This is a genomic window from Snodgrassella sp. B3088, assembly GCF_026535815.1.
Lineage (GTDB): Bacteria > Pseudomonadota > Gammaproteobacteria > Burkholderiales > Neisseriaceae > Snodgrassella > Snodgrassella alvi_E.
In genome coordinates, this window is record NZ_JAFNPG010000008.1 from 110,587 (window position 1) to 136,027 (window position 25,441).

Annotated in this window: 39 protein-coding genes and 1 tRNA gene; 23 read left to right on the forward strand and 17 right to left on the reverse strand. The window is 40.6% G+C overall.

What is annotated here, in order from left to right:
• The first annotated feature begins 611 nt into the window (after window positions 1-611).
• Window positions 612-2,264: an electron transfer flavoprotein-ubiquinone oxidoreductase gene (locus J3U75_RS06515; protein ID WP_267391124.1), complete on the forward strand. Its 1,653-nt coding sequence runs from the start codon at window positions 612-614 to the stop codon at window positions 2,262-2,264.
• 70 nt (window positions 2,265-2,334) lie between these two features.
• Here the strand turns inward: J3U75_RS06515 and J3U75_RS06520 are convergent, their stop codons facing one another.
• Complete coding sequence (locus J3U75_RS06520) at window positions 2,335-2,586, reverse strand: NGO1151 family protein (RefSeq protein WP_100141275.1); 252 nt, start codon at window positions 2,584-2,586, stop codon at window positions 2,335-2,337.
• A 143-nt stretch (window positions 2,587-2,729) separates the two neighbouring features.
• Between J3U75_RS06520 and J3U75_RS06525 the strand changes: the two genes are divergently transcribed.
• The 3 genes from J3U75_RS06525 (at window position 2,730) to J3U75_RS06535 (ending at window position 5,200) form a co-directional block, all read left to right on the forward strand.
• Window positions 2,730-3,665: a hypothetical protein gene (locus J3U75_RS06525; RefSeq protein ID WP_267391125.1), complete on the forward strand. Its 936-nt coding sequence runs from the start codon at window positions 2,730-2,732 to the stop codon at window positions 3,663-3,665.
• Window positions 3,666-4,018: 353 nt separating this feature from the next.
• A tRNA-Thr gene (locus tag J3U75_RS06530) sits at window positions 4,019-4,094 on the forward strand.
• A 116-nt stretch (window positions 4,095-4,210) separates the two neighbouring features.
• Window positions 4,211-5,200 carry a tyrosine-type recombinase/integrase gene (locus J3U75_RS06535; protein ID WP_100157100.1) on the forward strand — a complete coding sequence of 330 codons (990 nt, stop codon included), beginning with the start codon at window positions 4,211-4,213 and terminating at the stop codon, window positions 5,198-5,200.
• On the opposite strand, the gene J3U75_RS06540 is transcribed toward J3U75_RS06535, so the two are convergent.
• The 12 genes from J3U75_RS06540 to J3U75_RS06595 all read right to left on the reverse strand — a co-directional run bounded on the left by J3U75_RS06540 (window position 5,189) and on the right by J3U75_RS06595 (window position 12,031).
• Window positions 5,189-5,458: a hypothetical protein gene (locus J3U75_RS06540; protein WP_267391126.1), complete on the reverse strand. Its 270-nt coding sequence runs from the start codon at window positions 5,456-5,458 to the stop codon at window positions 5,189-5,191. The two genes, J3U75_RS06535 and J3U75_RS06540, sit on opposite strands and share 12 nt — an antisense overlap.
• 99 nt (window positions 5,459-5,557) lie before the next feature.
• Window positions 5,558-6,187: a hypothetical protein gene (locus J3U75_RS06545; protein ID WP_267391127.1), complete on the reverse strand. Its 630-nt coding sequence runs from the start codon at window positions 6,185-6,187 to the stop codon at window positions 5,558-5,560.
• A 40-nt stretch (window positions 6,188-6,227) separates the two neighbouring features.
• Window positions 6,228-6,992: a hypothetical protein gene (locus J3U75_RS06550; RefSeq protein ID WP_267391128.1), complete on the reverse strand. Its 765-nt coding sequence runs from the start codon at window positions 6,990-6,992 to the stop codon at window positions 6,228-6,230.
• A gap of 40 nt (window positions 6,993-7,032) precedes the next feature.
• Window positions 7,033-7,647 (reverse strand): hypothetical protein, encoded by a 615-nt coding sequence (locus J3U75_RS06555; protein ID WP_267391129.1) that lies wholly within the window; start codon window positions 7,645-7,647, stop codon window positions 7,033-7,035.
• A 257-nt stretch (window positions 7,648-7,904) separates the two neighbouring features.
• A complete protein-coding gene (locus tag J3U75_RS06560) occupies window positions 7,905-8,114 on the reverse strand; it encodes a hypothetical protein (protein ID WP_267391131.1) in 210 nt (69 codons plus the stop codon).
• Window positions 8,111-8,302 carry a hypothetical protein gene (locus J3U75_RS06565; RefSeq protein ID WP_267391132.1) on the reverse strand — a complete coding sequence of 64 codons (192 nt, stop codon included), beginning with the start codon at window positions 8,300-8,302 and terminating at the stop codon, window positions 8,111-8,113. The genes J3U75_RS06560 and J3U75_RS06565 overlap by 4 nt, the downstream gene beginning before the upstream one ends.
• A 65-nt stretch (window positions 8,303-8,367) precedes the next feature.
• Window positions 8,368-8,634, reverse strand: coding sequence for a hypothetical protein (locus J3U75_RS06570; protein ID WP_267391133.1), 267 nt, complete (start codon window positions 8,632-8,634; stop codon window positions 8,368-8,370).
• 61 nt (window positions 8,635-8,695) lie between these two features.
• Window positions 8,696-9,460, reverse strand: a complete 765-nt coding sequence (locus J3U75_RS06575) for a hypothetical protein (RefSeq protein ID WP_267391134.1) — start codon at window positions 9,458-9,460, stop codon at window positions 8,696-8,698.
• Window positions 9,461-9,528: 68 nt separating this feature from the next.
• On the reverse strand, window positions 9,529-9,834 hold the full coding sequence (locus tag J3U75_RS06580; RefSeq protein WP_267391135.1) for a hypothetical protein: 306 nt from the start codon (window positions 9,832-9,834) through the stop codon (window positions 9,529-9,531).
• Between the two features lie 29 nt (window positions 9,835-9,863).
• A complete protein-coding gene (locus tag J3U75_RS06585) occupies window positions 9,864-10,511 on the reverse strand; it encodes a hypothetical protein (protein WP_267391136.1) in 648 nt (215 codons plus the stop codon).
• Between the two features lie 122 nt (window positions 10,512-10,633).
• Window positions 10,634-11,371 carry a hypothetical protein gene (locus J3U75_RS06590; RefSeq protein ID WP_267391137.1) on the reverse strand — a complete coding sequence of 246 codons (738 nt, stop codon included), beginning with the start codon at window positions 11,369-11,371 and terminating at the stop codon, window positions 10,634-10,636.
• A gap of 105 nt (window positions 11,372-11,476) precedes the next feature.
• A complete protein-coding gene (locus J3U75_RS06595) occupies window positions 11,477-12,031 on the reverse strand; it encodes a hypothetical protein (RefSeq protein WP_267391138.1) in 555 nt (184 codons plus the stop codon).
• A 114-nt stretch (window positions 12,032-12,145) separates the two neighbouring features.
• Between J3U75_RS06595 and J3U75_RS06600 the strand changes: the two genes are divergently transcribed.
• A complete protein-coding gene (locus J3U75_RS06600) occupies window positions 12,146-12,634 on the forward strand; it encodes a hypothetical protein (protein ID WP_267391139.1) in 489 nt (162 codons plus the stop codon).
• 520 nt (window positions 12,635-13,154) lie between these two features.
• Here the strand turns inward: J3U75_RS06600 and J3U75_RS06605 are convergent.
• Window positions 13,155-13,832, reverse strand: a complete 678-nt coding sequence (locus tag J3U75_RS06605; RefSeq protein WP_267391140.1) for an XRE family transcriptional regulator — start codon at window positions 13,830-13,832, stop codon at window positions 13,155-13,157.
• 151 nt (window positions 13,833-13,983) lie between these two features.
• On the opposite strand from J3U75_RS06605, the gene J3U75_RS06610 reads away from it, so the two are divergent.
• The 13 genes from J3U75_RS06610 to J3U75_RS06670 all read left to right on the forward strand — a co-directional run bounded on the left by J3U75_RS06610 (window position 13,984) and on the right by J3U75_RS06670 (window position 20,112).
• Entirely contained in the window at window positions 13,984-14,190 is a 207-nt protein-coding gene (locus J3U75_RS06610) for a hypothetical protein (protein ID WP_267391141.1), read from the forward strand.
• Window positions 14,191-14,383: 193 nt separating this feature from the next.
• A complete protein-coding gene (locus J3U75_RS06615; RefSeq protein WP_267391142.1) occupies window positions 14,384-14,788 on the forward strand; it encodes a hypothetical protein in 405 nt (134 codons plus the stop codon).
• Between the two features lie 138 nt (window positions 14,789-14,926).
• On the forward strand, window positions 14,927-15,142 hold the full coding sequence (locus J3U75_RS06620) for a helix-turn-helix domain-containing protein (protein WP_267391143.1): 216 nt from the start codon (window positions 14,927-14,929) through the stop codon (window positions 15,140-15,142).
• Between the two features lie 9 nt (window positions 15,143-15,151).
• Window positions 15,152-16,111 (forward strand): hypothetical protein, encoded by a 960-nt coding sequence (locus J3U75_RS06625; RefSeq protein ID WP_267391144.1) that lies wholly within the window; start codon window positions 15,152-15,154, stop codon window positions 16,109-16,111.
• Window positions 16,111-16,752: a hypothetical protein gene (locus J3U75_RS06630; protein ID WP_267391145.1), complete on the forward strand. Its 642-nt coding sequence runs from the start codon at window positions 16,111-16,113 to the stop codon at window positions 16,750-16,752. The genes J3U75_RS06625 and J3U75_RS06630 overlap by 1 nt, the downstream gene beginning before the upstream one ends.
• 27 nt (window positions 16,753-16,779) lie before the next feature.
• On the forward strand, window positions 16,780-17,064 hold the full coding sequence (locus tag J3U75_RS06635) for a hypothetical protein (protein WP_267391146.1): 285 nt from the start codon (window positions 16,780-16,782) through the stop codon (window positions 17,062-17,064).
• 121 nt (window positions 17,065-17,185) lie between these two features.
• Window positions 17,186-17,455 (forward strand): hypothetical protein, encoded by a 270-nt coding sequence (locus J3U75_RS06640; protein WP_267391147.1) that lies wholly within the window; start codon window positions 17,186-17,188, stop codon window positions 17,453-17,455.
• Complete coding sequence (locus tag J3U75_RS06645) at window positions 17,452-17,772, forward strand: hypothetical protein (RefSeq protein WP_267391148.1); 321 nt, start codon at window positions 17,452-17,454, stop codon at window positions 17,770-17,772. The genes J3U75_RS06640 and J3U75_RS06645 overlap by 4 nt, the downstream gene beginning before the upstream one ends.
• Entirely contained in the window at window positions 17,765-18,115 is a 351-nt protein-coding gene (locus tag J3U75_RS06650; RefSeq protein ID WP_267391149.1) for a DUF1064 domain-containing protein, read from the forward strand. Before J3U75_RS06645 ends, J3U75_RS06650 begins: the two co-directional genes overlap by 8 nt.
• Window positions 18,115-18,714 carry a DUF1367 family protein gene (locus tag J3U75_RS06655; protein WP_267391150.1) on the forward strand — a complete coding sequence of 200 codons (600 nt, stop codon included), beginning with the start codon at window positions 18,115-18,117 and terminating at the stop codon, window positions 18,712-18,714. The genes J3U75_RS06650 and J3U75_RS06655 overlap by 1 nt, the downstream gene beginning before the upstream one ends.
• Window positions 18,715-18,716: 2 nt before the next feature.
• Entirely contained in the window at window positions 18,717-19,010 is a 294-nt protein-coding gene (locus J3U75_RS06660) for a DUF1364 domain-containing protein (protein WP_267391151.1), read from the forward strand.
• Between the two features lie 8 nt (window positions 19,011-19,018).
• Entirely contained in the window at window positions 19,019-19,519 is a 501-nt protein-coding gene (locus tag J3U75_RS06665) for a hypothetical protein (RefSeq protein WP_267391152.1), read from the forward strand.
• A 185-nt stretch (window positions 19,520-19,704) separates the two neighbouring features.
• On the forward strand, window positions 19,705-20,112 hold the full coding sequence (locus tag J3U75_RS06670; protein WP_267391153.1) for a hypothetical protein: 408 nt from the start codon (window positions 19,705-19,707) through the stop codon (window positions 20,110-20,112).
• Between the two features lie 39 nt (window positions 20,113-20,151).
• On the opposite strand, the gene J3U75_RS06675 is transcribed toward J3U75_RS06670, so the two are convergent.
• Both J3U75_RS06675 and J3U75_RS06680 read right to left on the reverse strand, forming a co-directional pair.
• Window positions 20,152-20,574, reverse strand: coding sequence for a type II toxin-antitoxin system HicB family antitoxin (locus J3U75_RS06675; protein WP_267391154.1), 423 nt, complete (start codon window positions 20,572-20,574; stop codon window positions 20,152-20,154).
• Between the two features lie 28 nt (window positions 20,575-20,602).
• The gene (locus tag J3U75_RS06680) at window positions 20,603-20,782 is read right to left on the reverse strand and encodes a type II toxin-antitoxin system HicA family toxin (protein ID WP_100156144.1); all 180 of its coding nucleotides are present in this window, start codon (window positions 20,780-20,782) and stop codon (window positions 20,603-20,605) included.
• 201 nt (window positions 20,783-20,983) lie between these two features.
• On the opposite strand from J3U75_RS06680, the gene J3U75_RS06685 reads away from it, so the two are divergent.
• Window positions 20,984-21,445, forward strand: a complete 462-nt coding sequence (locus J3U75_RS06685) for a hypothetical protein (protein ID WP_267391160.1) — start codon at window positions 20,984-20,986, stop codon at window positions 21,443-21,445.
• The gene (locus tag J3U75_RS06690) at window positions 21,442-21,756 is read left to right on the forward strand and encodes an HNH endonuclease (RefSeq protein WP_267391162.1); all 315 of its coding nucleotides are present in this window, start codon (window positions 21,442-21,444) and stop codon (window positions 21,754-21,756) included. Before J3U75_RS06685 ends, J3U75_RS06690 begins: the two co-directional genes overlap by 4 nt.
• 31 nt (window positions 21,757-21,787) lie before the next feature.
• Here J3U75_RS06690 and J3U75_RS06695 read toward each other — a convergent pair whose 3' ends face one another.
• Complete coding sequence (locus J3U75_RS06695) at window positions 21,788-21,970, reverse strand: hypothetical protein (protein ID WP_267391163.1); 183 nt, start codon at window positions 21,968-21,970, stop codon at window positions 21,788-21,790.
• A gap of 28 nt (window positions 21,971-21,998) precedes the next feature.
• Between J3U75_RS06695 and J3U75_RS06700 the strand changes: the two genes are divergently transcribed.
• The 3 genes from J3U75_RS06700 (at window position 21,999) to J3U75_RS06710 (ending at window position 25,439) form a co-directional block, all read left to right on the forward strand.
• The gene (locus J3U75_RS06700; protein ID WP_267391164.1) at window positions 21,999-22,472 is read left to right on the forward strand and encodes a terminase small subunit; all 474 of its coding nucleotides are present in this window, start codon (window positions 21,999-22,001) and stop codon (window positions 22,470-22,472) included.
• On the forward strand, window positions 22,473-24,191 hold the full coding sequence (locus J3U75_RS06705; RefSeq protein WP_267391165.1) for a terminase large subunit: 1,719 nt from the start codon (window positions 22,473-22,475) through the stop codon (window positions 24,189-24,191). It begins immediately after the preceding gene.
• 87 nt (window positions 24,192-24,278) lie between these two features.
• Window positions 24,279-25,439 (forward strand): phage portal protein, encoded by a 1,161-nt coding sequence (locus J3U75_RS06710; RefSeq protein WP_267391166.1) that lies wholly within the window; start codon window positions 24,279-24,281, stop codon window positions 25,437-25,439.
• Window positions 25,440-25,441 lie beyond the last annotated feature (2 nt).

A 25,441-nucleotide genomic window follows, 5' to 3' on the forward strand; every position in this document is an offset into this window, starting at 1 on the left:
AATCTTGCCACAATTAAGTTAATAGGGAATGTTGATAGAGCAGCTGACGTACTTTAGGTTTATCCTAATTACAGTCTTCAATCTGATTATCAATTTCTGAGTCTATTAACAATGAAGTAATACCAATTAATCGCAATGAAAAGGTGTTAATTTTCATATTCAGAAATCAACAAAGATTGTTGTTTGGTTTTTTAGGATTGGTTGTGTAGCCAATTTTTCAGTTTGAGAAAATCAAAGCGATTCTCAGCATGAACCCTTGCTTTGAAATGATGTGCGCAGAATATAGACTATTACTACGGTTATTCTATTGAAACAAAGCCGTTGAAAAGTTAATGTTGATAAAACCTGTTGGGATAGATATCGTACATTTATTGAAATACAGTTTATTGTATTTTTGAGAAGTAATTTTTCAGCTTATATTCAAATATTTTAAGTAATGGTTTATTCCTTGGTTTGGCTAGTGTGAAATGGAAATCAGAACAGGCTTAGTCCCTTAGTCACTGTCTGAAGCCATTGTTCGATATAATGACAAGTTTTGAGTATTCAGCATGCATTTACAGGCATGGCTACTGAATTTTGAGTAATTTTGTTTCTATGCAGGAAAACTTATCATGACAGATACCCTTGAACGCGAGAGCATGCAATATGATGTTGTTATTGTGGGTGCCGGGCCGTCAGGTTTATCTGCTGCCATACGTTTAAAACAATTGGCCGCTAAACAACAGCGCGAGATTAGTGTATGCGTTGTCGATAAAGGTTCTGAAGTTGGAGCGCATATTATTTCGGGTGCTGTAATTGACCCTCGTTCATTATCTGAGCTGATTGAAAATTGGCAGGATAAAGACGCTCCGTTGTCGTGTGCGGTGAAACAAGACAGTTTGCTGTTTTTAACCGAAAAAAAAGCTTACCGTCTGCCAACGCCAGCCAGTTTTAATAATCAAGGCAATTACATCATTAGTCTGGGCGTGTTTTGTCGTTGGCTGGCGCAGCAGGCGGAAGAATTGGGCGTAGAAATATATCCTGGTTTTGCCGCTACAGAAATACTTTATCATGCTGATGGTTCGGTACGGGGAATTGCCACCGGCGATATGGGCGTTCAACGCGATGGTACTCCTGGTGACCAATATCAGCAGGGTATGGCACTGTTGGCACAACAGACTATTTTTGCTGAAGGTTGCCGCGGTTCGCTTACTAAAGTACTGATGCAGCAATTTGATTTAAGAAGAGACTGCCAGCATCAAACTTATGGAATCGGAATTAAAGAATTATGGGAAATCGCACCGGAAAAATCCAAACCCGGAACTGTGATTCATACTATAGGCTGGCCATTGGATCAGAAAACCTATGGCGGTTCTTTTTTGTATCATTTGAATGATAATAAAGTAGCAGTTGGTTTTGTGATTGGTCTGGATTATCAGAACCCTTATCTGTCTCCGTATGCAGAAATGCAGCGCTACAAAACTCATCCGGCCATTCGAGCTACATTAGAGGGTGGTAAACGTATTGCTTATGGTGCAAGAGCGCTGAGTGAAGGTGGCTTGCAAAGTTTGCCCAAACTAACGTTTCCTGGTGGTGTTCTGGTTGGTGATACTGCTGGTTTTCTGAATGTGCCGCGAATTAAAGGTATTCATGCTGCTATGAAATCCGGTATGCTCGCAGCAGAGGCCATTGCTGATGTATTAAGCGAGGGAGCTGGCGAAAGCAGTAATGCAGAGGCAGTAAATTACACAAGTTTATTCAGAAACAGTTGGTTATTTAGTGAGTTGAATAAAGTCCGCAATGTACGTCCTGCATTCAAATGGGGTCTGTTGGGAGGCCTAGTTTATGGTGCACTAGAAGAATATGTGTTCAAGGGTAAGGCACCATGGACTCTAAGGCATCAGCAGGCGGATTATGCGTCTTTACGACCAGCACAAGATTGCCAGAAGATTGATTATCCTAAACCGGATGGCAAACTCACATTTGATCGTATGAGTAGTGTATTTTTGGCTGGTATCAGCCATGCTGAAAACCAACCTGTTCATCTTAGGTTACATAATCCAGAATTGGCCATTAGTGTTAATTATCAAAAATTTGCTAGTCCAGAAACGCGTTATTGTCCTGCTGGGGTGTATGAAATTATGGAAGAAGCAGGAGAACCACAATTGCAGATTAATGCGCAGAATTGTGTACACTGTAAAACCTGCGATATTAAAGATCCTGAGCAGAATATTGACTGGGTGTGTCCCGAAGGCGGCAGCGGACCAAATTATGCCGATATGTGACTGCCGGCATGAAAAATATCAGAGTTGAGCATATACAGACCAGCTATCTGCTGCTGGTCTGTTTTATGATTTAATGTTCGCGTTCATGAAAAAAAGCGTAAGTGGCATCATGAAATAATTCTACTTGCGGATTCTCTTCATACTGCAATTCAGCAATTTCGTTATCAAAAGCTGTTCGAATAGATTCTGTAGCTAGTTCTGCTAAATCTGCGGGTAAGGCTCTCAATAAACCTTTCAGTGCAGTGGCTAGTACACGGTTTTGCATGAGTAGGGCTTCATTATTTTCTTCGAGAAATTCAATTCGTTGTTCTAAGGTACTCATTATTTAATTCCTAATAAAATTGGACAAAATATACATTATTTTAGCATTTTAACCTACAAAAGTTGTTATAATTACCTATATATGGCACAGTGAAAATTCATGTGAAGCGAGCCAGAATACATCAGACGATAAGAAGTGAGGGCATGGTGAAAAACCAGTATGAACAACAAAATCAATTTGTTTTTACTTTGAGTGAAGATAATCCGCCTGCACAGCAATCTATGACTAATACAGATAGTGAGTCGGCTGAAGCCAAACCTGATTGGGTACGCAATCTTGAACAACTGCGCCAGAATAAAAAGAAGCATGATAATCATGCTGTTCATCATGATGTGAACAAGAGTATTAAACCGACAGTGGTTGTGCATCAAACCAGAAGACACGAGCACGCTTTTAATACTTCTGCTGTAGTAACAGGTACAGTACCTCACAACCGGCAGCCTGCTACAGCTAAACCAAAAAAACCTAATCCTTCCCAGTATAATCGGACTGATGAGGTAGTATTGGATCCGATACAGCGAGAACGTGTTTATCGTGCCTACCTGCAGCAATGGCAGCAGCAGAGTACGTTGGAGGCTCAGCAACAAGAATCTGCTTTGAATGATACAGCATTACTGATTCAGGAAGACTGGCTGGCTGCCCAAAGCTGTTTGCAAAGTGCTCCGATTGATGAAACTTTGCCATCTGGCTGTACTGTTCAACTAAAAGGAAATCAGGCAACGATTGTGCAGGCTGAGACTTCTGAGTCTGATGTTACTGATGTCAATACAGACTTTAGTGAAAATGGCCAGCCAGTAATTCATGTACATATGCATGTAATCGAGCCGCGAGGTACAGCAAATCGTGCTGTTACCTGCATTTCAGAACAGGCTCTATTGCAGCAGCTTAGTGAAAAATTACGCCCTCATCTAGCCGATGTATTATCTGGTATGGTCAGGGTAGCGGTACAGAAACATACTGCTGGGCTGGTAACAACGCTACAGCGTGAGCTATTGGCGGAAGTGCCTTCGGCAGTGGATGACGTGCTGAAATATAACTTGACACAAGTTATGAACAATTTTAAGAAAAGACAACGTTAAAAATTGAATGTCAGTATTTTAGCTTTGCTATTTGCTTCTGTAAAAAAGTAGTAGCTGAAGGTGCTAACAGATCTATTGATTATTAGAAATAAAGAATTTTTCTAACATAGCTATAGTAGAAAGAAATTGTATTTCGAATAAAATTATGCTTATTGCGATTATTTTTAATTAACAGAAGCATAAAATTTAATGAGATAGTAACGCATAAAATGTACGGCTGCTAAATAAGTTTTATATGTATGATTAAGTATAAATTCTTAAGATTTTAAGATTTCAGGCATGTTTTGTTAATGATGGTGAATCAAAGGTAGGTATGTTATACTGCGCGCCACACTGAAAAAATTTATCCGTCAGCCAGTATAGCTCAGTTGGTAGAGCAGCGCACTCGTAACGCGAAGGTCGTAGGTTCGATTCCTATTACTGGCACCATCAAACCCATATTTATCAATATTTTATAGCAAGTATGTGACAATTCTGAGTCACTTTCTTTATATATNCGAAATCTTTAGTGTATCGTTACGCTTTTGACCAATAGTCTTGCATTTATGGCCACTATCGTAAAGCGCGGCGAAAAATATACTGCGCGCGTTCGCATTAAAGGTAATGAGATATCTAAAACATTCACTTCTAAAACAGAGGCGCGGGAGTGGGCTACGCAAACTGAAGCTGATATAAATAATCGAAAACTTGGATTAGCTCCCAAAAATATCACTGTTGGTGACCTTATTCAACGATACATGAAAGAAGTTACTATCAAGAAACGAGGCAGTAAAAATGAATGTATTAGGCTTGGGTTAATTTTAAAAACAGATTTAGCAAACGTTCTTACTTCGGAGTTATTACCCGTGCATGTCGCGCAATGGCGTGACGATAGATTAAAACAAGTTCAATCTCCAACGGTTGCGCGAGAACTAAGCACGCTATCAAGCGTTTTTAATTACGCTTTAAAAGAATGGAGCTTGATTAACGATAATCCAGCAAGAAAAATTACGAGGCCTAAAGGTAATAAAGCAAGAACGCGCAGGCCTACAGATGATGAGATTACGCGTATTTGTTTTTGGTGTCACTATGATGATGACACCCCGCCGGTGCTCAAAAAGCAGAGGGTGGCTTTAGCATTCTTGTTTGCAATAGAAACAGCTATGCGGGCTGGCGAGTTGTGTGGCCTAAAATGGCATGATATCGACTTTAAACGCAGGGTAGCACACTTAGAAATGACTAAAAACGGTTACTCTCGTGATGTCCCGCTATCAAAGGCAGCACTAAAACTACTTCGCCAGCTTGAACAAATCAATTTAACTACTGTTTTCGATCTTGACCCCGACTCATTAAGCACCACATTCAGGCGCGCTTGCCGTAGTTGCGGAATATATGATTTACATTTTCATGATTCGCGCCGCGAAGCTTTAACAAGAATGTCTAAAAAGGTTGATGTAATGAATTTGGCGAAGATTTCAGGGCATAGAGATATAAAAATATTGCTTAATACATATTATGCCCCCGATGCATCCAATCTAGCAGATTTACTTGATTAGCTGTTTTCTTTCTGCGAATTTCTTAACCTCCATAGGAATCCATAAAGAATGCGCGGTTTTATTCAACTTAACCGGTCGAGGGAAATCAGGTTTACAGGCGATGCGGGTTTTAAAATGGCTGGGGGAGCATGAAAAAAAATTAGCGCAACGTTCTGCGTTCCATAAATTGCTATTATCTGTTTGAGCCCGTATAAGGGCATCAAGTTTATCAAGAATTCCGGAAAATAAATTTACTATTTCATTTTGAGATATAACCATGTCTTGTGCTCCCAATAAAAAAATAAGCCGCTATAAAAACGGCTCGTTCTTGAACATTTTTAAATTACATTGTTAGCTAACCCTTTTATATTTTCTGGGTTAGTTAGAAGAGGGTTGGATTAAATTAATATCGCCATGAATTCTTGTCCTATCACCATCCATAATATTTTGGGTGTTTATTTTCTCCGCCCAAATTCCCGCGAGACCATGAGCCGCAATATTTTCGGCATCTATTGTTTTCCCCGCCCAAATTCCCGCGTTACCATGAGCCGCAATATTTGTGGCTTTTATTGTTTCCGCCGCCGAAATATCCGCGAAATCATAAAGCGTAATATTTTGGCCTTTTACATTTTTCGCCTGAATAATCACCCACCCAGTTAAATTAACATCATCCTCAATATTTACGTCGCCATTACCAATAATAAAACGCTCACCATCAATACTGGACTTAATGTCTATATTGCCGTTATGAATGATGACTTTTTCTGTTAATTCGGTTAGAACTAAGGGTTCCTGAGTCGGTGGATAATTGTCGAATAACCACTTGGCGTAGTTTACGTATTTTAAGGGGTAAAGGGCTGTGTTGGCTAATATTTGAAGCTTTCTAAGCACTTCAGTGAGGGTTGCGTGGCCGTTAGGGTACCACCTTTTAAACTCCTCAATCCCTCGGTCACATGCACCTTTTTCAGCAAGGAGGCCAAGTGTTAATACAATTTCCTTTTTCTGCATAATATCTGTCCTTGTAAACGGTAACAAAAAAGCCAGCTAGTTAGCTGGCTGTGTTTGTATTCTGTGGATTAGTTTGAGGAGGGTTGATTAAATTAATCTTGCCATGAATTCCATCATAAGAATCATCTATAATATTTTGGGTGTTTATTTCATCCGCACCAATTCCCGAGTGGTCAGAAGCCGCAATATTTACGGCGTCCATTGTTTCCCACGCCCGAATTACCGCGAAATCCTTAGCTGCAATATTTTCGGCATCTATTGTTCCCGCAAAAATTCCCGCGAAATCCTTAGCTGCAATATTTTCGGCATCTATTGTTTTCGCATGAATTCCCGAGTGGTCATAAGCCGTAATATTTTGGGCATCTATTGTTCCCGCCAAAATTTCCGCGTAAAACTTAGCTGCAATATTTATGGCTTTTACTTCTTTCCTCGCCCAAATTCTCGTGCGTCCATTTAAATTACCATTACCCTTAATATTTACGTTGCCATTACCAATAATAAAACGCTCACCATCAATACCGGACTTAATGTTTATATCGCCGTTCCAAAAGAGAAATTTTCCTGTTAGTTTATTAAGGACTAACGGTTCCTGAGTCGGTGGAAAGCGGAGAATTAACCATCTGGCGTAGTCTACGTATTTTAAGTATTTAGTACTTGTGTTAGCTAATTTTTGAAGTTTTCTAAGCACTTCAGAGAGGGGAGCGGAGCCGCTTGGGTACCACTTTTTAAACTCCTCAATCCCTCGGTCACATGCATCTTTTTCAGCAAGGAAGCCAAGTGTCAATACAATCTCTTTTTTCTGCATAATATCTGTCCTTGTAAACGGTAACAAAAAAGCCAGCTAGTTAGCTGGCTGTGCTTGTATTCTGTGGGTTAGAAGAGGGTTGGATTATATTAACCTTTCCATCAATTTTAGCATTATCTTTAACATCAAGGTTTTGGGTGTTTAATTCCACATAAACCCGTATGTAACTGTTATGACGAGCGTTGACTACACGTGCGGTTAATATATCAACCCAAATACGAGCCCAATCACGAACGTTGGCTTCTTGAGCATTTATTTCCTCAGCTTTGATAGAAGCATAATTCCCATAAACGGTTATTGTTTGGGTATATATTTCCTTAGCTTTAATGTAATCTTCGCCAGAAAGCTCGATACTATCTTCAACGGTTAATCTACCTCCGATAATTAAGCGACAGCCGCCACGTATTTTACTTTTAACGTGAACATCACCGTTATAGAAAAAGTAACCCTTGGGAAGTTTATCAAAAATTAAAGAGTGATGATTTTTTTTGGTGAATGCTATTATACACTCAGCATATCCTACATATCTATCTGCACATTTAGGCTCAGCGTTCGCTAATTCTTGTAACTTTTGTAGCCACTCAGAAAATAATCTAAATCCTTTCTTATAAAGTCTTTTAATAATTCCGAGGTCTAGTTCGTTTTGATTTTCCATAGTATTTGCTTCTAAACTACAATAAAAAAGCCAGCTAAATAGCTAACATAATTTGGTAATCTGTATGACCGCTTACGGCGGTCAATCGGCACATGCCTTTGACTAAGGAAAATCAAACCATGTGCTGCGCGCTGGGGGCAGAACACACCACACAAAAACTGATTACCCTCGGGTACTTTTTCTTTCTTTAGGGCAGTACGGAGGCAACAACGTGAATGCCTGCTTTTACCAGCTTGTAAATTACATTATTCATTTAATTACTCTTTGGGAATGTTATGCCTCTCACATAGTTGAATATAATGATTTAACTGGCCAATTAACTCGGTAATTTCTGCCTCTAATTCCTGCCCTAGCTTGGTGGTAGTGCAATGCTCCGCCCACTCCCTTTCTTTTAAGGCGTTAACAATCCCAACTACATCATCTCTAAGGTTACCTTGTTTCATTTTTATTCTTTCATTATTAGTCATCTCAACACCTCCGCATCACCATGTAATCGCTCTTCATCACTCATCCGTGCATAGGCATCAGCCATGCGCTTAACCTTTAAATCTGCCTGTAATTCCTTTTCCTGCTTTAGCCGTGCAGTGTAATCACTTTGCATCTGTTCTTGTTCTTGCAAGGTTAAAGCGGGTGAAACAGTTAAAAAGGTAGCCATAAAAAAAACTGCAATGAATGCAGTTATCTGTACCTTTATCATGATTTTTCCTTAGCTAAACAGAATTAATTCGCACATAACGACAATTTTTCTTTCCTGTTTTTTTTGCTGATTTCGGACTGACGCTGTGCAATATAAAATATTTTTATATCATCATATTTTTTTGCCATCTCTATAAATTCATAACACCGGCTTATACTGTTATAATCAGGTGAAATGCGGTAAGCATTTTTAGATTGATTGAGTCTTTGTTCTGGGGTAGTAGGGTAGCCAATTTTATTTTTTTGTTTTTCTTTTTCTGCCTCTAACGATTTACCAAAAACGGCAAACATAATTGCGCTCCTTTCTTAGAATTTTACTGGCTAAATATAGGGCCACGAAAAAGCCAGCTATTTAGCTGGCTGTGGTTGTGTTCTGCTGGTTAGAAGAGGGGCGGATTAAATTAATATCGCCACGAATTCCCCACCTAGTATCATCCATAATATTTTGGGTGTTTATTTTCTTCGCCGAAATTTCCGATTGGTCATAAGCCGCAATATTTACGGCATCTATTGTTTCCTCCGCCGAAATTCTCGCGTCGCCATAAGCCGCAATATTTATGGCTTTTATTGTTTCCTCCGCCAAAATTCCCGCGTCGCCATAAGCCGCAATATTTACGGCATCTATTGTTTTCACCCCAATTTCCGCGTCGTCATAAGCCGCAATATTTATGGCTTTTATTGTTTCCTCCGCCCAAATTCCCGCGCAATCATAAAGCGTAATGTTTTGTCCTTTTACATTTTTCGCCCAAATTCGCGCACATTCAGTCAACTTAACACCACCCGCAATATTTAAGTCGCCATTACCAATAATGATATGGTCACCATCAATACCGGACTTAATGTCTATATCGCCGTTCCAAAAAATAACTTTTTCTGTAAGTTCATTTAGAACTAAGGTCTCCTGAGTCGGTGGGAAATTGTCGAATAACCACTTGGCGTATTCAACGTATTCATCGTAGTCAGCACTTGTGCTAGCTAATTCCTGAAGTTTTCTAAGCACTCCAGTGAGGGGAGCGTGGCCGTTAGGGTACCACCTTTTAAACTCCTCAATCCCTCGGTTACATGCGTATCTTTCAGCGAGGGCGTCACTTGAAACTTCATTTTCTTTTTTCTGCATAATATCTGTCCTTGTAACCGGTAATAAAAAAGCCAGCTAATTAGCTGGCTGTGGTTGTTTTCTGTAGATTAATTAGAAGAGGGTAAGTCAATTAAAATAATCTCGCCAGTTTTGGACAAAACTGCGCGTTTACGTATAGGTTGAGAATAATATTCACGGTAATTAGCTTTAGGCATGGGTATATCTTCTATCGGAATGTAATGAGTAATCTCTTCTAATGAGTGTCCCGACCATTCTGGCGGCTCGATAGAATATAAATAATCTGTACGCACTCTGCCCTCTGGTTTATTGGTACGACGCACAATTAAGTAGTTACCTTTTTTAGTTGGCCACCCATCTTTTACTACTGAATGCCAATTAATATGATTAATCATCCCTAAATCCTTTGCGTGATGTTTAATGGTCAAGGTTTGGATAATTCAACCCTTGGTTTAACTGTTGAGGCTACTTTTTTTGCGTCCTCTGGGTTAAAAAAGCAAAGGCCTAAATCAAGCAAATTTTTATGTTCAAGGTTATCTGAATTAAAATCTATACAAATAAACCCGTCGCTATTACGTGGTGATGGTGTGTAGACTTTAGTGCCATTATCTGGGTAGGTAGTGTAATAGTGGTATAGTTCACTCTCATATACTTTGTTAAACACAGCGATAGCAGTTTTACAAGCGTAAATAGCTTTGTCTTCATTTTTAAAAAGCATATGATTACGCCATGCTTGTTCGAAATGATGGTCGCCACTTTTATATTTAAGTGCTAAATAGTGACCCTCTGCACTTAATCTGGCAGCGTAAACCAAATCCCCATTTTTGGGTTCGTTTTCAAGGTAATCAAAATCATTTTTATGAGCCTCAAAAATATTAATAAACATATTGGAGACCAGCCTCGCCTCTCCATTGGTCGTGTAAATAAGACCGGCATTGAGGCAAGCGCATTTATAAGGAGTTTTGCCCCATGAATCTAAAATATAACCATCAGCATTAATATAATCGGCTATATAGACCATACTACCAAGAATAGGTGTTATTACTGGGTTAAGAGTAAATTCTTTGGTCATTTTATTCTCCTTAAAGTGATTGGGGTATTGTAAACCTGTAATACGCCGCGATTAAATCCAAAAACTAAAGCCTGCTTAGGGGCAGGCTTAGATTTTTGAACTAGTTTATGTTTAGCTGGTTTTTAAGTGTTACTCATCGCTACCATTATCGCGCGCAGCAGGCGCGGCGGTTGAACGTCTGGTACATCAGGCACAGCCTTAGGCATAGTAGGATTAATCTGTTGTATGAGGTGTTTACACGCTCGTACAGCATCCTCTTCTGAGGTATAAAGTAGTCTTGATTCCAAAAGATACATATGATGTGGGTCTTTACTATTAAATCGCAGTGGAAGACAACCAAATCGGCTATAGGGGCTTACGACATGCACACATGTACCATCTGCAGGGGCTTTGGTTAGACAATTTAAGTTTTGCCTTAAGACTTTGGCTTTCAGCGCCGCTAAAATAAATTTAGCTGCTGCGCGGGCGTCCTTTTGGGAGGAAAACAGCATGTGGTTTTTGAAAACCGTCTGATGCACATTATTGGAATGCGAAAAACATATTAAAGAATAGTGGTCACAGGAGAGAAGATCTGTAACCCAAACCCTAGCACCCTCATCCGGCTTAGAAGTAATGCATCCGGAAAGAGGTTCTGTTTTACGCATCAAATTGAATATAAAATTTGCAGCGCGTTGTGCGTGTTTTTCCTCTTTAAAAGCAATACCTCTTTCCAGTACCCTATAATCAGTTAAATCCCCAGTAAAAGTTAATTCTTTTACCCATATAGCCTCATCACCTCTTTCTCTTACAAGGCGACCCACAACATAATAATCAATTCCTGCATTTGGGGTTTCTTCCATAGGTTTAATTTTCTTAGTCATTTCTATCTCCATTAAAAATTAAAGCCAGCTGATTAGCTGGCTTTGTGTATAAATTTAAAAACTAAAGCGCACTTGCTCGTAACAAATGCGCTGCGGTTTTTAAATTCACTCTTTCTTTAATTTTCCGACAACAAGGGTTTCTGAACTGATTATCTGATATTTTTTTGGGAAGTTATATTCTATCCTTTCCCCAATAAAAAGCAGAATTAGCCGCTCTTTAATGCTTAAATTTCTTTCTTCTGTGTAACCTTTCTCAGGCGTCATGCCTAACGTTGACAAAGCGGCCACCCTTGCAGGGTGGGCAAGGCCATCAATTTCCATTGAGTCATTTATCTGTACACGTCTGTATCTTCTTTTAATGGCATTTATGTTTTTATCATCTAAACAGATAAAAAGGGTTATATAATCGCGGTATTTTGCCTCAGCAACCTCAGATTTAGATTCGGATAAAGAGGTTATTTTAATAAAAGCCGCAATAGCAATAATAAAACTAAATACAATTGGATAATTCAAGCCCGTAGCAATAAAAATAGCTGCCAGTAAAATAACAAGTGAGGTTAATTTGTCTAGGCGGGAATAGAATTTGTACGTAAACTTTTCGTAAAAAGCCGAATATGCTAAAGACAATTTTAGATTATGCACTTCTTGTGCGGTGTCCATATATATCTCCAATTGAAATGGTTTGGTTAGGGTGGCAGGTGGTTAGGCACTCACTGCCATCGTGCATGTGCTAGAATGTAGTTCCCAAAAACAACCTAGCAAATAGAGGTACTTATGAGTAATCTTTTTGAACAGGTGAAAAGCGATATGTTGTCTACACTAGCCAAATACCCCATGCGACCGTTACCGGAATCTGAATTGGATACCTTATGCGAAAAATATGATGAGGAGGAATTATTTGCCGCTGTGCAATTTTTAATCGCAAAAGGAATGATTGACCCTAGGGCAGTATATGAACTCAATGATGGCTTTCATATAGACCCCGATAGATTAATGCTTACCGCAGATGGATATGATATTGCCGCCGGCGATAAGCTTGGATACAAAATTAGTGGAGTTACTGTTAAATTACACGGCAATACTCTTCAGCATTTAGATTCAATTATTAAATCTTCGAATCTAAAGGAAGAAGATAAAGAAAAATTACTGGCTGAATTAAAAGAAAAAGGAGCGGAGCACATTCTTACTCGCTGCATAGATTTAACCTTATCTAATGCTAAAACTGCTGGGGTGATGCTTATGCAATATCTTCAAAATATGTAGCATTAAATCTATACAATAAAGCCAGCTAAATAGCTGGCTTTTTAAATTCAAAAACTAAAGCGCACCCACTCATGGCAAATGCGCTTCGGTTTTTAACCTTACTATCCTGTGTAACGATATCTATGTATTTGTACATTTTGATACAAACTATATAAGATAATTTTTGAATTCGTTCTCCTTTCATATAAATTCTTTGGATTTTTAGACTTGTCTGTCTGTAAGCCTTACTGGCCTACTGGTTTTGTTCTGGCCGCCCGCTAAGGCTTAACGGCTTGCCAGCAAGCTCCTTAACTTGCCTCGGGCTTTTATATTCCGCTGCCCTGAGCCGATGCGGTGAAGCTGTATTGCTTCGATGGATGTATATTACAATTGTGATTGGTAAAAATCAATCACAAAATTGATTATTCAAGTGTAAAAGTGATAAATGATTGATTTTATAAAAAATAAAAAATCATAATTGTGATTATTAAGTATGAAAAAAAACCGCTAATTATTAGCGGTTAATGTAAAAAAAGGCCTTTTAACCCCCTCGCCATATCATTTTACCGATTACATGAAAGTCTTTAAGCGTCTCTTGGGTGACATGCATAGTCTTATAATCGGAATGATAGCTGATAATATCAATGCCATTTTCACTGGTTCGCAGTTCTTTTATATACAGTCTGTTTTTATAGATTACAGCATATATGTCCCCATCGACTATTTCAGTATTTGACTCATCTAAAAGTATTGTATCCATATCATAAAGCAATGGTTGCATGGAATTTCCTCGCACATACATTGCCTTTACCGATGAGGGTTTTATCCTTCGATGTTCAAACCAGCTCTCATGAAAAACTAATTTTTCTGCTGGGTCTCGAACTATCCATGTAGCGTTGCTACTATCAGGTGATATATTGATATCAAAATATGGAATTGTCACATACGCCCCTATATTGGTGATTACATCTTTATCTGAATAACAGCCTACATTAGAAGAAAGTGGAGCAAGTTTTAAATCAGTCACCCCGTTTAACAGATAGTTTGGTGTAGTCTCAAGCGCATCAGCTAATTCTATAATTTTGCTGGTACTTTTAGTTCGACCACTTTCAATCTGTGCAATGGTACTTTGAGGGATACCCGCCAATTTAGCCAATTTAGCTTGGGATAATTTTCTTTCTGTTCGAAGTGCATGAAGCCGCTCGCCGAAGGAACTCATATATATATCTCAATTGTAAAGCTTAAAATTTATCACGAATGTGATAACAGCGGCAATTAAGCTTAATCCAACCGATTAGTGTAATTACACTTGCAATACAATCAAGATTGTGATTAAATCAATCAAGAATTGATTAATTAATGGATAAGCTATGAATTGGCAAAAGTTATTAAGAGATATATATGCTAAAGGCTTAACACAAAGCGAGATTGCAAATCGTATTGGAGTATCTCAGCCTTGGGTTAACGCTGCTTTGCAGGGAAAGCGAGGTAAAAGTGTAAATTTTGACGTTGGTATTGCTATTAAAGAACTTCATGATGAACTAAATAAGATTAAAAATGTTAGAAAAGTCAACTAATTGAGTAATTATGTCTGAAGTTGACTTAAAAAACAATAAAATTTCAGCAATTATACAAATAATTGCGCAATGAAAGAATATCGTTAACTTTTGCTTTCATTTCAAATTATAAATTTTTGTTAAGTTTTCGTCATAAATAAGTGGCGCAATTATTTAGGAAAAAATATGAATAGCATAAATACCGATAGCGCTTATGATGACAAATAAAGTAAGCCAATCAAGAAAAGCTTTAGAAATTGAGAGGTTGACGAATGTTTCTGCTGTTTCAATAGTATTCCTGATAGAGAAAACAAGAATGAAGACTCAGACAAACCTGATTTTGAATAATCAAGATACAGAAGCAGCAGAGGTTGTATTTAGCCTCGCTGCTATTCGATATCAAGTAGAAAAATTAAAGCCGTATTTTCTTAATTGCAGCCTTGGCCTCAGCGATAGCGAGCTCTTTGAGTTGGCTTTTAATTTTATTGATATCGTTCCTAGTGAAGACGTGCCCGCATTTATCGCACGGCAAGCCTACGAATCGGGAAAGGTCGTTCTTTTCCCCTTTCTTTGTCTTAAGCCCTTTTTTGCCGCATTGAGGGCAAAACAGCGGGATTGAACTAGGTAAAGCCATGTAACACCCTTTCGGTAAGTAGTTGTGTAGGAACATCTATTTTACCACAGGCAAAGCGGGAAGACGCTTGACAGCCGGACAGACGGCAGTACGAAGCATACGAACCACAATGGGAATATTTCCATGCTAACAACTAAAGAAGCGCAAACAATTCAGATTCTTAAGTATCTAAAAGATGGCAATTCAATAACGCCATTAGAAGCCCTGTACAGATTTGGCTGTATGCGCCTAGGCGCACGGATTTATGACCTTAAACAAGAGGGTCATGTAATACGCACTCAGCTTGTTAAAGACGAAAATTCTGGGGCACGTTATGCGTGTTATGCGCTAGTAAAGTAAAGGTGCAATATGAGTCCATCAGATACATTAAAAATACTAGGCAGGCCAATAGCTTATCACCCACGACTAGCAAGGCTTTTGGGCAGTGTAAATGCAGCCATATTATTCGGGCAATTGGTGTATTGGTCGGATAAGACTAAGCATGAGCTTGGGATATATAAGACTGCTGCACAGATTGAAGATGAGACCGGATTAAGTGTGAAAGAACAGGAAACTGCTCGGAAGAAACTAAAAGAGCATGGGGTACTACTTGAGACACATAAGAGGCTAGAACACCGGCTGTATTTTAAGATTGATTTCGCTGCTTATGACGAACTTGTTTACAAGTATTTGGCGAATATCGAAACAGGAAATACTGAAACGCCGAATGACGAATCCCCAAACAACAAAACGGAGATTCCCGAAACGCAAAAAGGAGATTCGGGGAACGACAAATCGGGGGTTCGTGAAGCGACAAAAGAGGGTTTCGGGGATGCACAAAACGGAGATTCGTATAAAGGAGCATTAGATTACAGCATAAGAATACAGCATAAGAATACAGAAAATATAGGCACGGGGGTCGCTGACGCCCCCGCAGTGCCATCGCAGCAAGTAAAAAAATCCAAACAGGCAAACCCTGACAATGTTGCGTGTTGGCAGGCATATGCGAGAGCTTATCGCACCCGATACGGCGTACTACCCGCAAGCAATCAAAAAACAAGAGGGCAGGTTGCCACACTGGTGAAGTATGTAGGCAAGGATATTGCCCCAGCGTTAGCGGCTTTTTTCCTCACGCATAACGGCGGCTGGTTTGTGCAGTGCCGGCATGAATTTGGTTGCTTGCTCAAATCCTATCAGCAGGTACTGACAGACATGCAGCGAGGTGAGCAAATGACGCAAACAAGAGCACGCCAGACTGAGCAAACCCAAAGCAATTACGAGGCTGCTAAGGGCGCCTTGGCTAAGCTTAGAGCGAAAGGGCTGGCGTAATGAGTGCAGAAAAAATCATGCAGGCAATTGCTGTCACGGCTGAACTAACCGGTACACAATTATCCGATAACGCTATGGCTGTTATGGCAGAAGACTTGCTGGCGTATCCGCTGGATAAAGTTTTAATTGCTTTTGAGCGGTGCCGGCGAGAGCTCAAAGGCAAATTAACCCTAGCTGCAATACTGGAGCGTATAGACGACGGGTGGCAATCTGCGGAAGAAGCATTTAACGCTTTGGTATCAGGTTGGGAAAACGACAGCATATCAATCTTGACCACACACACTGCTATGCAGGCGGCACAAAGTGCAACAGCATTATTTAACGCGGGAGACAAATACCGCGCAGGGATGGCATTTAAAACCGCTTACGAGCGCATGGTTAGCGAAAAAAAAGCAAAAGGCATGCAGCCTGATTGGTTTGTTAGTGCTGGAGTGGATAAAGAGCAGCTGGCACACGTGGTCAAAGAGGCCGCCATGAACGGCCACATCACCCAAGATTATGCATTGACCTTGCTGCCGGCATCTCAAGAGCGCATAGACATTGAAACAGGTAATTTGCTGACAAATGAGCAGAGGGCGGCGGGCAAGGACAAACTGGGAAATTTAATCAATTTAATAGCGCACAAATGTGCAATGAGCTGACAACGTCTAATTGGAGCATTGGTAAAAATGAAAATTAAATACATAAAAGATTCGGCAGAAAACAAAATTAAGCACATAAAAGAGTGGGCTAAAACCAAAATTAAATACATCAAAATAGCGGCTAAATTGTGGTTAGTTGTACCAGATAAGGTACGGCGCAATCTGTTCCCCAGTGAATTTAAAGCGCTGTGTGAGGCATTGGTAATATTCTGTTTGAATGTTATTTTTTTATTGTTATGGCTGTTCCCATTCCCCATCATTTTCCTTTGGGCACTGTATTTAGAAAATGTAGATAAAAAGGAGGGGATATGAATACCTGTATAACATGCCGCCATTGGTTGTTGAGGGAAAAGAATAGCAACGGCAAATATATTCAAATGAATTAATAAAAATGCCGTCAACAACTTATGCAAATTGAAAACAGGAGTAAAAAATGACTATCGAAATAAATGTGCCATATCCTATCGATAAGATTAAAAAAACATTCAAAGAGGGTAATGATACATATGCGTTGCTTATGATATCTAACAGCCTAAATCATTTGCAGGCTATATCCAATTTATCTGGCGCATTAATCAAAGATACCCGCCTTGATAGCGGCCTTGCTGAAGAGCTTGAAAGCATCAAGCTCCAAGCAATATGTCTAAAAAAAGAATTATACAGTTTAAAAAATCTCCACTTTCCTCTAAGGGAAATTGAATGATGGACGCTATTGGAAATGAATATCTAACGGACATAAATCCAGCCATCCTTAAAGAGCAAGTACAGGCATGTCGGCGATTATGGAAGATGGTAATAATTTATGCATTACGGGAAGCTCGCGAACGAATAGCAAACACAAACCCCAAATATCTCTCTAAGGCCGTAGCCAAGGAGATGAAATATTTTAGAAGCCCAGATTTTGAAGAAATATGTGTTCGTGCTGGGGTTCCAATTAAGCCGGAGGCGATTGAAAAGGCTCTAAGAGACTTGCGGCGGTGGAATTTTCACATGACAACCACAAGGACAAGTAATGTTTAAACATTTTTACGCCCTTGGCCGCCTGCCAGTTGGTCAGATGAATAAAACCGAATGTGCTTACGAACAAGAGGTTTTAAAACCCGCCTTACACGCGGGCAAAATCGTTTGGTATCTCTTTGAGGGGGTCAAACTCAAACTGGCCAATAATACCTTTTACACCCCTGATTTTATCGTAATGAATGCTGATAGAACGATTGAAATGCATGAAGTCAAGGGTTTTTGGATGGATGACGCAAGAGTAAAAATCAAAGTAGCCGCAAATCACTACCCGTTCAAATTTATTGCAGTTAAGCGAGCGACCAAAAAGCTTGGCGGAGGCTGGGTTATTGAGGAGTTCAAATAATGGAAATCATGGCCGTTAAAGCTGTCGATAATAGTTTACGCCCCGTTACGCCTATTGATGCCGATGCTGTCAACAAACTAACGATAGGACAGGCGGTTAAACTCAAAGTGACGAGGCAAAAGCCTCGCAGCTTGCCGCACCATCGGTTATTTTTTGGCGGGTTATTGCCTCTTGCCTTTGATTACTGGCAGCCAGCAGGCGGCCTAATTAGTCCGAATGAGCGCGGTGTTGTTGAATGGGTAGCGAAAAGGTTGGACAAGTTTGCAGGAAACAAAGGCATTATCGTGGCCGCAGCTGAAGAAGCTTTGTCATTATTGGCCAAAAAACGAGCTGAAAAAATACCAACCTTAGAAAAAGATATTAACGCCTTTCGGGACTGGCTGACAAAAGAGGCCGGCTATTCTGAGCTTTTTATTACACCCTCCGGAGTAATCAAAAGAGCTAAATCTATTAGCTTTGCAAATATGGAGCAAGAAGAATTCAACGCATTCTATAAGGCATGTTTTAACGTGTGCTGGAACATGATTTTGTGTAACAAATTTTCCAGTGAAGAAGAAGCACAGGTTGCGATAGAGCATCTTATGTCATTAGGTAACTAGCCATGAGCAAAATTACTCAATCAGCAAAAGGGCAACAATGTCAGGTGCGTTTAGAGGGAATCTGCAACGGCAATCCGGAAACGGTCGTTTTAGCACATTACAGAATGTCAGGTACGTGCGGTACTGGGATTAAGCCCAACGATATTTTAGGCGCGTACGCCTGTAGTGCTTGTCACGATGAAGTAGACCGCCGGACAAGGTATATAGATGCGGATACAGCGCGACTTCATCACGCGGAAGGTGTTTTGCGAACACAATTATTATTACTCAACCAGCATTTAATACGAGTAGGCTAGGAGCGATTATGTACGAATCGATAGATGATATGCTGTGTGAAGTTTTCTACATTAAAAATACTCTCATAATGGGCAAAAGCAATTCAGCGCGTATAGAAGAGTGGATTAAATCTAAAGGCGTCATTGATAGAGAAACATCGGGATTAACTCAGCATGATTTACATGCTAACAGCGCCATGATTTTGAGCCGAGTAGAGAATATTTTAAATGACATTGAATGGACGTATATTAAAGCTGAATATGGCTATGATTTGTCAGGGATTATTGACCTGACTAATTATATAGTAGCTAGTACTAACGGGCTAAGCCGTTTGGAAAGCGATACATTATTGGAATATTTGTTTGTTGGGCAAATTAAACAGTCAACTATGCAAGACAAATTTAATTGGAGCAAAGGAAAGCTGTATAGAAAAATAAGACGGATTAAATTGGTAATTAACCGTCTTCATAATGATTGCATCATCAAGCTGGAGTCAAAGATGGAAAGCTATTTAAGTAAAAATATGTAATATATATTACAAATAAATAATATGACTAGAAAAAAGCGGGGAAAATATATACAATTTTGCTATTCTTCGGATAAGACTTACGGTAAGAGTAGTTTAATTTTAGATGTGTGTTTAATTTGGTTTGCACAATCCAAAACGCCAGCAATTTAGCTGGCGTTTTTTATTGATTCGAATGGAGTCGGAACATGGGTACCAAAGAAGCCCCCGCAGAAAAAATAAAAAGTCATCTTGAAGATGTTATATCTAAGTTTAAAGAGGATGCTCCAAATTGGAATATTTCTATATGGATTTGGAGAATTAGTAAAGTTGAGGACGATTTTGGCGGGTACCATTTTGACATGAGTCCATTTGAAAAATTGCCTTGTGTACCTTCTCCATTAACTTTGAGAGTGAATTTCTCAATTTTTTGCGAGTGGGGAGGAGAATCGCTGAGTGAATCTGATTTCCAATCGCTGGCAAGACAGTTTATTGGTTTTATGGATGAAAAATGTAAACAAGTAGGAATATTCAATTTTTACCCTTGGGAAGTGAAAACTGAGTGGCGTTCTGTTTATATTTGGGGTGTGCAAAAAGAAATTGATTATAATGATTAAGAATTCTATAACGCCAGCTAAATTGCTGGCGTTTTGTTGTTAATTAGCGCTTGCTTTAGTACTTGTACTATTCATTCTGTCAAGCGCTGCCTTGGCTAAAAAATTAGAACGAGAGTCATGGGTTAATGTTACATAGCTGTCTACTTTGTCTAATAGGTATTTTGGCCAGCTAACATTAAAGCGTTCTGGCTTTAGGGTCAGGTGACTGATATTAACTTCGATGCCAATCCATTGTGCGCCGGCATAGTCAGGGTTGGTCATGAGGGTTTCAAGGGTGGGCTGATGTATTTCAGGTTCTTCGCCATCTTCCAGCATGCCCTCAATATGGAACAAAATGGCCTGCTTGGTTTCTTCGATGGCCTTATCAAGTGTATCGCCGTATGAGAAGCATCCGGACAAGGCGGGCACGGTCACACCGTAGCCGGTATTTTCGTCCTTGTGAATAGCGATGTATAGAAACATGATGTGCCTTTCTTGTAACGCCAGCCTATTACAGGCCGGCTTGCTTGAATATGTTTTTAATTGTCCCTTTTGGTAAATCCTTTTTAGGGTGAGGGACGGTAACGCGCCCTGATTTGCTGGGGTGTTTGAATTGATGGTGGCTGCCTTTGGTTGCGACCTCGTACCATCCATCGTTGAGCAACATTTTTATCACAGCAGAGCTATTCATAATCCCCCCTTGTTTGTGTGTATTATTACACACTAGCAAAAAAATAACAATAATAATGCGTATTTGTTTGTATGAATTTTATTTGGCGGAATGGCGTGTGCTGTTCCGTTTTTTGTTTTAAGCAGGTTTACTACAGATAGTAATTTTAGATGAAACCTAACCCCATGCGCTTGCATGGGCTTTTTTTTGGAGTAGCTCATAATGAGTACATTAGGTTTTAAACAAGCATGCCTTAAAGGCCTTGGACAAGGCGCCATCAAATTCAACCAAGACGAAGAAGTAGCCGAAAAGACGCTAAATGTATTACGGCGGCTTTGTGATGATATTAAAGAGTTGGTTGGGCAGGAAAATGTAAAGTGTACAGAGAATGTGAATATATGGAGGTCATTAAAAATAGAAATTCAAATAGGCCATTTTGATTTTTTCGCGGTGACTATTAATAATATTCGCGACGGCTACCCATTAGCGGTTACCTTTGAGAACGCACTTTTTAAACAAAAAGTAGTTAATTCACAAGAAGAGCTGGTGCAAGTTCTATGTGACTATATGTCTGATGCAAGTGTTGGGAAGTGCTTTTATGAATTAATGCAGTGGATTGAACCTAGAACTCGTGAAAACAAACACCGTGCCGTTGTTGATGACAAATTAAAAGATGAGTTATGAAAATACCAACATTAAAGCCTAGCTTATCCGAGTACACAAATTCACGGGCAACGGTATTCAAAGACAAGGCGGGGGCAACAAAGCGCATTAGGGGATATGAATGGCAGTTAATCAAGCGCCGGATACTGGAGCGAGACAACTACAGGTGCCAACATTGCGGCCGAGTTGGAGGTAATTTACAGGTTGACCACATCATTCCGCTTGAGCAGGGCGGGAGTAATGACGACATTAACCTGCAGGTATTGTGTTCAGAGTGTCACCAGCAGAAAACAACAGAAGAACTACGCGAGAGATATAAGCGCGGATGGTAAATAAGAACGAAGATGAACGCGGCAAAGAATTTTAAGCAGTACCGGCGCGGTCGTGGTGCTGTGTGTGCCATGCCATGATGGTACCCAGATGGGATAGTAACATAAGGTTATTATCACGGTAGGGTGGTAGTAAAGTTGGGTTACTATGCGCTCCGACACCGCGCGTTCCCTCACCAATAAAAAAAAAGGCCTGTATACACCTGTTAATTAACAAAATCTGCTTAAAAAATAGGCAATAAAATATGATTTTAAATGAAAAACAGGAATTGTTCGCGATTAACGTTGCGGCGGGCATAAATCAGACGGAAGCGTGTATTAATGCGGGTTACAGCAAGAATGGCGCCGCGGTCGCCGCATGCCGATTAATGAAAAATCCGGCCATTTTAGCGCGGATTGAAGAGCTGAAAAACCAGCAAAACGGAATTAACAAAAAACTTAACAACACTGTTAAGTCAGATGTTAATGATGTTAATACGGAAAGCCGGCCGACAGCTGAGAATAATGACCCCTTACAGTTTTTGCTTAATGTCATGCTTGATGAGGATTCGCCGCTTAAATTGCGCGTTGATGCGGCAAAAATCCTGATGCCATATAAGCATGGCCGCATCGGGGAAACCGGTAAGAAAGAGGCGGCCAAGGATGCTGCGGCACAAAAATCGCGCCTTGGCGGGCTGTCTGCACGCTTAGAGCAAAAAGGACTACGAAAGGTAAAATAAATGGCTGATTGGGTAACAGCCTGCCCCGATTGGGAAACGCGGATTGTTAACCGAGAGTCATTAATACCATGTAAGCCGCTGTTTCCAGAGGTGGCAGAAATTGCAATAGAGGTTTTTGGCGATTTAATTGTGCCGGATATGGCGGGATTGCCCAAAATGCGCGACGTTATGCCGCCGTGGGTATTTGATTTCGTCGGCGCGATTTTTGGGGCGCTTGACCCTTATACGCAACGGCGATTGATTAAAAAATTCTTTTTGCTGATTAGTAAAAAAAACGCTAAATCAACGATTGCTGCCGGCATCATGATAACGGCGCTTGAATTGAACGAGCGGCATATGGCAGAAGCCATCATTTTGGCGCCAACCAAAGAAGTTGCGGACAATTCATTCAAACCCGCCGCGGGCATGATTGAGTTTGATGAGGAAATGAAAGATAAATACATCATTTCCAAGCACACAAAGACTATAACCCATCTGGCCACGGATTCTACTTTAAAAGTTATTGCGGCCGATGACAAATCAGCAGCAGGGGCTAAGGCCTCTTTTGTTTTAATCGATGAAATGCATTTATTTGCAGATATTGCCAATGCTGAATCTATCATTAAAGAGGCCACCGGCGGTTTGATGTCTAAGGTTGATGGTTTTTTAATCATGCTAACCACGCAATCAAAAGCACCACCGGCTGGTGTATTTAAAACCGAACTTGAGTACGCGCGTTCCGTCCGTGATGGCAAGATGGCAGACGGCGAAGAAATGGTAGATAAAACCTATTTGCCAATAATTTATGAGTTTCCGCCTCCGTTGATTAAATCGGGGGCATATAAAAAGCCCGAAAACTTCTATATAACCAACCCAAGCCTCGGCTACTCAGTAGACGAGGCTTATTTAATAAGCGAATACCGTCAGGCAGGACTAAAGGGCAAAGAAGCGTTAATAGAGTTTGAAGCCAAGCATTTAAATAAAGAGGTCGGGCTTAATTTGCGTTCTGACCGCTGGGGCGGGGCGGATTACTGGTTACAGCAGACTGATGACACCCTGACACTAGATACCCTGCTGGAACGTAGCGAGGTTGTTGTAATTGGGCTTGATGGCGGGGGGAATGATGATTTATTCGGTTTGGCTGTCGTCGGACGGGAAAGAGGTTCGCAGCACTGGCTATCATGGTGTTACGCATGGGCAAATCCACCCGTACTAAACAACCGCAAGGACATATTGCCGCAACTGGACTCATTTGCCAAAAATGGCGATTTGACTTTGTGCGAGAACGTAGGGGACGACCTAGAAGAAGTTTCCGAGATATGTTTAAAAGTGCTGCAAACAGGTCTTCTGCATTCGATAGCAGTTGACCGCTACGGCATGGAGCCGGTTTTACAAACCATACAAAATAAAATCATTGCCAATAATTACCCGTTTCCGGCTGACCTTTTTAAGGCAATTTCGCAAGGTTTCAAAATGACCGGCACCATTAAGGCTACGGAACGGGCTTTGGCAAGTGGAGAGATGTGGCATGCCAATCAGTTGCTGATGAATTGGAATGTTGGTAATGCGCGCGTTATTCAGTCGGGTAACGGCATTCAAGTTACTAAACAATATGCCGGATTTGCCAAAATTGATAGCTTAATGGCTTTGTTTGATGCTGTTGCGGTGATAGCCACCAATCCGCCATCACGCTGGGGCGGCAATATTGATGATTTTCTGGAAAATTATATCATAGGTTAGTACATGGGAACTTTGCAAGACGTTGGATTTTGGCGAAATCTGGTCAATTTTTTCCGCCCACAAATGAAGTTAGGCAAAGGCGAGCGGATGCCGCCAATATCGGGCGGTTCGTCGGTAAGTGGTGTCACGGTTACCCCTGAAAAGGCATTAAAACTTTCTGCGGTCTGGTCGTGTATCAATTTGCGGTCAGGGCTGGTTTCTACTTTGCCATTTTCTTTGCGAACGGCCGACAAAAAGAGTGCCGTAAACCATCCGTTATATGACATTCTGTGCTATGCGCCTAATGCCGACATGACGCCGGCGGAATTTTGGCAGGCAATGATGACGTCTATTGATATACACGGGAACGCCTTTGCCGAAATTAAGCGCAAAGGTGAACGAATTATCTCCTTGGAGGTTTTGGACGCCGATAAAGTGACAATAAAACGGGCGCAGAATGGTGCGGTGCAATACGAATATAACGAGGGGGACGGCATTCGGACACTAAATGCGCGTGATGTCTTCCATCTTAAGGATTTTACTGTTGACGGTATAACCGGCCTTTCGCCTTTGTCGTATGGCGCGGATATTCTCGGTTTACAAATTCATGCCAATGACACAACCGCATACGATTACAAAAACCGCTTTAAAGGGCGTGATGTGATTGTTTACAGAGGAGCGGGACAGGGTGGCACATCCATATTGACAGAGAAGCAGCGCGATGAAACAAGGAAATGGCTCGAAAAATTTTCCGCAGCCAGCGAAGCCGGTAAAACGCCGGTTCTTGAGGGCGGTTTTGACCTTATCAACCGCGCGCCATCTCTAAGCCCGATTGATGCGCAGTTACTGGAATCGCGACTTTTTGGCATTGAAGAGATTTGCCGATGTTTTGGCGTGCCGCCGCAGCTGATAGGGCATACCAGTAAATCATCAAGCTGGGCATCAAGCTACGAAAATACGGTATTAAGTTTCCAAGCATTTGTGCTGGTGCCGAGACTGACACGAATTGAGCAGGCGATTGAACATAAATTGCTTAGTCCGGCTGAACGTAAAATTCTAACGCCTAAATTCAACACAGAGGGCTTGTTACGAGCCTCTCCGGATAAACGTGCGAGCTTTTACACTTCCATGGTGCAAAACGGTATCTATACGCGTAATCACGTGCGCGACCTTGAAGACTTGCCAGCAGTCGAGGGGGGTGACGAATTAACCATTCAATTAAATATGGGGACGCTTAACCATGCAGCAAAGGAGCCTTTAAAGGATTAGAC